The following is a 5,579-nucleotide window of genomic DNA, read 5'->3' on the forward strand; positions in this document are numbered from 1 at the left end:
AATTAAAAAACTCAATTTTTTTTTGGTAAAAAGTTTGTGGTTTAAAAAATGGTTGTATATTTGCAGCCGCTAAGAAAGAGAGGGTTTTTAGTTTAGTTCATTTTATAGGGGATTTTGGAATAGTTTTAGTGTAAAACTAGTTAGTTCGATTCTAGCATTCTCACGATTGATACTTGATAATTTTTAGGATTATTTGGTATTTTAATAGAAGGGGCCTTTAGGGGTTCGGTTCATTGAAAAAATTGAAAGATTGACAGCGTAAAATAGAGCAAGAAGCACGAGCTTATTATGTTGTATATATATTTAATGTGTATATAATATAAACTTGTTAAATTCTTTTAGAGAAGCTCATCATCTGGAAAATATTTAAGATTTATACGATGGAGAGTTTGATCCTGGCTCAGGATGAACGCTAGCGGCAGGCTTAACACATGCAAGTCGAGGGGTAACAGGGATTGCTTGCAATCCGCTGACGACCGGCGCACGGGTGCGTAACGCGTATACAATTTGCCTTATACAGGAGGATAGCCTTTAGAAATGAAGATTAATACTCCATAGTATTGTGATATCGCATGGTATTATGATTAAAGTTTCGGCGGTATAAGATGAGTATGCGTCCTATTAGCTAGATGGTAAGGTAACGGCTTACCATGGCAACGATAGGTAGGGGTCCTGAGAGGGAGATCCCCCACACTGGTACTGAGACACGGACCAGACTCCTACGGGAGGCAGCAGTGAGGAATATTGGACAATGGGCGCAAGCCTGATCCAGCCATGCCGCGTGCAGGAAGACTGCCCTATGGGTTGTAAACTGCTTTTATACAGGAAGAAACCCTTTCACGTGTGAGAGGCTGACGGTACTGTATGAATAAGCACCGGCTAACTCCGTGCCAGCAGCCGCGGTAATACGGAGGGTGCAAGCGTTATCCGGAATCATTGGGTTTAAAGGGTCCGTAGGCGGGCGATTAAGTCAGAGGTGAAATCCCACAGCTTAACTGTGGAACTGCCTTTGATACTGGTTGTCTTGAGTTATATTGAAGTAAGTAGAATGTGTAGTGTAGCGGTGAAATGCATAGATATTACACAGAATACCGATTGCGAAGGCAGCTTACTAAGTATATACTGACGCTGATGGACGAAAGCGTGGGGAGCGAACAGGATTAGATACCCTGGTAGTCCACGCCGTAAACGATGGTCACTAGTTGTTGGGATTTATCTCAGTGACTAAGCGAAAGTGATAAGTGACCCACCTGGGGAGTACGTTCGCAAGAATGAAACTCAAAGGAATTGACGGGGGCCCGCACAAGCGGTGGAGCATGTGGTTTAATTCGATGATACGCGAGGAACCTTACCAGGGCTTAAATGTAAGTTGCATTAGTTAGAGATAGCTATTTCTTCGGACTACTTACAAGGTGCTGCATGGTTGTCGTCAGCTCGTGCCGTGAGGTGTCAGGTTAAGTCCTATAACGAGCGCAACCCCTATCGTTAGTTGCTAACAGGTTAAGCTGAGGACTCTAGCGAGACTGCCGGTGCAAACCGAGAGGAAGGTGGGGATGACGTCAAATCATCACGGCCCTTACGTCCTGGGCTACACACGTGCTACAATGGTCGGTACAGAGGGCAGCCACTACGCGAGTAGGAGCGAATCCTTAAAACCGATCTCAGTTCGGATCGGAGTCTGCAACTCGACTCCGTGAAGCTGGAATCGCTAGTAATCGGATATCAGCCATGATCCGGTGAATACGTTCCCGGGCCTTGTACACACCGCCCGTCAAGCCATGGAAGCTGGGAGTACCTGAAGTCGGTGACCGCAAGGAGCTGCCTAGGGTAAAACTAGTAACTGGGGCTAAGTCGTAACAAGGTAGCCGTACCGGAAGGTGCGGCTGGAACACCTCCTTTCTAGAGATACCATTTATGGTATTAAAAAAGGATGGTGAGTTACTCTTAAGGAGTTTGGTTTCTTGTTTTATTTGCTGTTAATCTTTTTTAAAAATGAAAGACTAAGATCTTAAATAGTCTTGTAGCTCAGCTGGTTAGAGCGCTACACTGATAATGTAGAGGTCGGCAGTTCGAGCCTGCCCAAGACTACTTTTTTTTGATTTTAAGTTTAAGGAAATTCTAGAAGTTGAGCAGTGGTTAGGGTCTAACTACTAACTACTATGTACTAACTACTAGTATATGGGGGGAATTAGCTCAGCTGGCTAGAGCGCCTGCCTTGCACGCAGGAGGTCACCGGTTCGACTCCGGTATTCTCCACAGATAAGACCTTGAGATAAGGTTTTTAATAAAGTTCATTGACATATTGAAATAGTGATATCGTAAATAACGATAAAGAACATTTTAAGTTTTTTATTAGCTATAATAATAGATAGAAATATAAATATAAAAGAGCTCGTTTTAGGAGTGATCCTAAAGCAAAAAGTACAATAAGCTAAATAAGGGCGTATGGCGGATGCCTAGGCTCTCAGAGGCGATGAAGGACGTGATAAGCTGCGAAAAGCTACGGGGAGATGCACATAATTTTTGATCCGTAGATATCCGAATGGGGCAACCCGGCTGGTTGAAGGCCAGTCATCTCGTAAGAGAAGCAAACCCGGAGAACTGAAACATCTAAGTACCCGGAGGAAGAGAAAACAATAGTGATTCCGTTAGTAGTGGCGAGCGAACGCGGATTAGCCCAAACCATATTTGTTACGGCAAGTGTGGGGTTGTAGGACTACGATATTCGATGCTTAGTGAACTAGAACTGTTTGGAAAGACAGACCATAGAGGGTGATAGTCCCGTATAGGTAAGCGACGTTATCGATAGTAGTATCCTGAGTAGTGCGGGGCACGTGAAACCCTGTATGAATCTGTGGGGACCATCCCATAAGGCTAAATACTCCTGAGAGACCGATAGTGAACTAGTACCGTGAGGGAAAGGTGAAAAGAACCCTAAGTAAGGGAGTGAAAGAGATCCTGAAACCGTACGCCTACAAGCGGTCGGAGCCGGTTTACCGGTGACGGCGTGCCTTTTGCATAATGAGCCTACGAGTTACTGTTACTAGCAAGGTTAAATGTTTAAGACATGGAGCCGAAGCGAAAGCGAGTCTGAATAGGGCGTATAGTTAGTAGTAGTAGACGCGAAACCGAGTGATCTACCCATGGGCAGGTTGAAGCAGTGGTAACACACTGTGGAGGACCGAACCAGTTGACGTTGAAAAGTCTTTGGATGACCTGTGGGTAGGGGTGAAAGGCCAATCAAACTCGGAAATAGCTCGTACTCCCCGAAATGCATTTAGGTGCAGCGTTGTGGTTGAGTTATATAGAGGTAGAGCTACTGATTGGATGCGGGGGCTTCACCGCCTACCAATTCCTGACAAACTCCGAATGCTATATAATATACACAGCAGTGAGGGCATGGGTGCTAAGGTCCATGTCCGAGAGGGAAAGAACCCAGACCATCAGCTAAGGTCCCCAAATGTATACTAAGTTGAATAAACGAGGTTTGACTGCCTAGACAGCTAGGATGTTGGCTTGGAAGCAGCCATTCATTTAAAGAGTGCGTAACAGCTCACTAGTCGAGCGGTCGAGCATGGATAATAATCGGGCATAAGTATACTACCGAAGCTATGGACTTTTAAAGTGGTAGGGGAGCATTGTAATCTGCGTTGAAGGTGAACTGCGAGGTTTGCTGGAGCGTTTACAAAAGAAAATGTAGGCATAAGTAACGATAATGTGGGTGAGAAACCCACACACCGAAAGACTAAGGTTTCCTCAGCGATGCTAATCAGCTGAGGGTTAGTCGGGACCTAAGGCGAACCCGAAAGGGGTAGTCGATGGACAACTGGTTAATATTCCAGTACTACTTTATATTGCGATGGGGTGACGGAGTAATGAACCCGCCGCGTGCTGACGGAATAGCACGTTGAACTGTGTAGGTATTAGATTGGTAGGTAAATCCGCCAGACTAGCTAAAGCAGGATAGTACCACAAAGCTTCGGTGGCGTGGATAGTGCGGTTAAGAACTTCCAAGAAAACCCTCTAAGCTTCAGATATAAAGTACCCGTACCGTAAACCGACACAGGTAGTTGGGATGAGAATTCTAAGGTGCTCGAGAGATTCATGGCTAAGGAACTAGGCAAAATAGACTCGTAACTTCGGGAGAAGAGTCGCCCACCTTTGGTGGGCCGCAGAGAAATGATCCAGGCGACTGTTTATCAAAAACACAGGGCTATGCTAAATTGAAAGATGATGTATATGGCCTGACACCTGCCCGGTGCTGGAAGGTTAAGTGGAGTTGTTAGCTTCGGCGAAGCAATGAAATGAAGCCCCAGTAAACGGCGGCCGTAACTATAACGGTCCTAAGGTAGCGAAATTCCTTGTCGGGTAAGTTCCGACCTGCACGAATGGTGTAACGATCTGGATACTGTCTCGGCCATGAGCTCGGTGAAATTGTAGTATCGGTGAAGATGCCGATTACCCGCTACGGGACGAAAAGACCCCGTGAACCTTTACTATAGCTTAGTATTGACTTTGGATAAGTAATGTGTAGGATAGGTGGGAGACTTTGAAGCGGCGTCGCCAGGCGTTGTGGAGTCATTGTTGAAATACCACCCTTTGCTTATCTGAAGCCTAACTCAGAGATGAGGACAGTGCTTGGTGGGTAGTTTGACTGGGGTGGTCGCCTCCAAAAGAGTAACGGAGGCTTCTAAAGGTACCCTCAGCACGCTTGGTAACCGTGCGTAGAGTGCAATGGCATAAGGGTGCTTGACTGAGAGACATACAGGTCGATCAGGTTGGAAACAAGAGCATAGTGATCCGGTGGTTCCGTATGGAAGGGCCATCGCTCAAAGGATAAAAGGTACTCCGGGGATAACAGGCTGATCTCCCCCAAGAGCTCACATCGACGGGGGGGTTTGGCACCTCGATGTCGGCTCGTCACATCCTGGGGCTGGAGAAGGTCCCAAGGGTTGGGCTGTTCGCCCATTAAAGTGGCACGCGAGCTGGGTTCAGAACGTCGTGAGACAGTTCGGTCTCTATCTGTAGCGGGCGTTAGAAATTTGCGTGGATCTGATTCTAGTACGAGAGGACCGAATTGGACTGACCTCTAGTGTATCAGTTGTCTCGCCAGGGGCACTGCTGAGTAGCTACGTCGGGAAGGGATAAGCGCTGAAAGCATATAAGCGCGAAACCCACCACAAGATGAGATTTCTTTAAAGGGTCGTGGAAGACTACCACGTTGATAGGCTATAGGTGTAAAGGCAGTAATGTCATAGCCAAGTAGTACTAATAACCCATAGGCTTATGTACGTATCTCTCCGCTCTTTAAGAGCGGAGAGGACAACTCTTTTTTATTATAGTAACTCAATTAATTACATATCATTATTTTAATATGTCAACATATACAGTTGAAATATACTGAAACATTTTAAGGTGATTATAGCGATAGGGCTCACCTCTTCCCATTCCGAACAGAGAAGTTAAGCCTATCAGCGCCGATGGTACTGCCACTGGTGGAAGAGTAGGTCATTGCCTTTCTTTTAAAAGAAAACCCTCACATACTAATGTGAGGGTTTTTTTATGATCAAATTTTGATA

2 tRNA genes and 3 rRNA genes are annotated in these 5,579 nt (G+C 45.8%); all 5 read left to right on the top strand.

Annotated elements, in window-relative coordinates:
• Positions 1-377 precede the first annotated feature (377 nt).
• The 5 genes from AC1EUU_RS15380 to rrf all read left to right on the top strand — a co-directional run bounded on the left by AC1EUU_RS15380 (position 378) and on the right by rrf (position 5,520).
• A 16S ribosomal RNA gene (locus AC1EUU_RS15380) occupies positions 378-1,899 on the top strand.
• Between the two features lie 115 nt (positions 1,900-2,014).
• Positions 2,015-2,088: transfer RNA gene (locus AC1EUU_RS15385), tRNA-Ile, on the top strand.
• Positions 2,089-2,182: 94 nt separating this feature from the next.
• A tRNA-Ala gene (locus AC1EUU_RS15390) sits at positions 2,183-2,256 on the top strand.
• 168 nt (positions 2,257-2,424) lie between these two features.
• Positions 2,425-5,292 (top strand): 23S ribosomal RNA (locus tag AC1EUU_RS15395).
• Positions 5,293-5,411: 119 nt separating this feature from the next.
• A 5S ribosomal RNA gene (gene rrf, locus AC1EUU_RS15400) occupies positions 5,412-5,520 on the top strand.
• The 16S, 23S and 5S rRNA genes sit together here with 2 tRNA genes alongside, the layout of an rRNA operon.
• The last annotated feature ends 59 nt before the right edge of the window (positions 5,521-5,579 follow it).

This window comes from Maritimimonas sp. 2205BS37-2, from assembly GCF_056591755.1.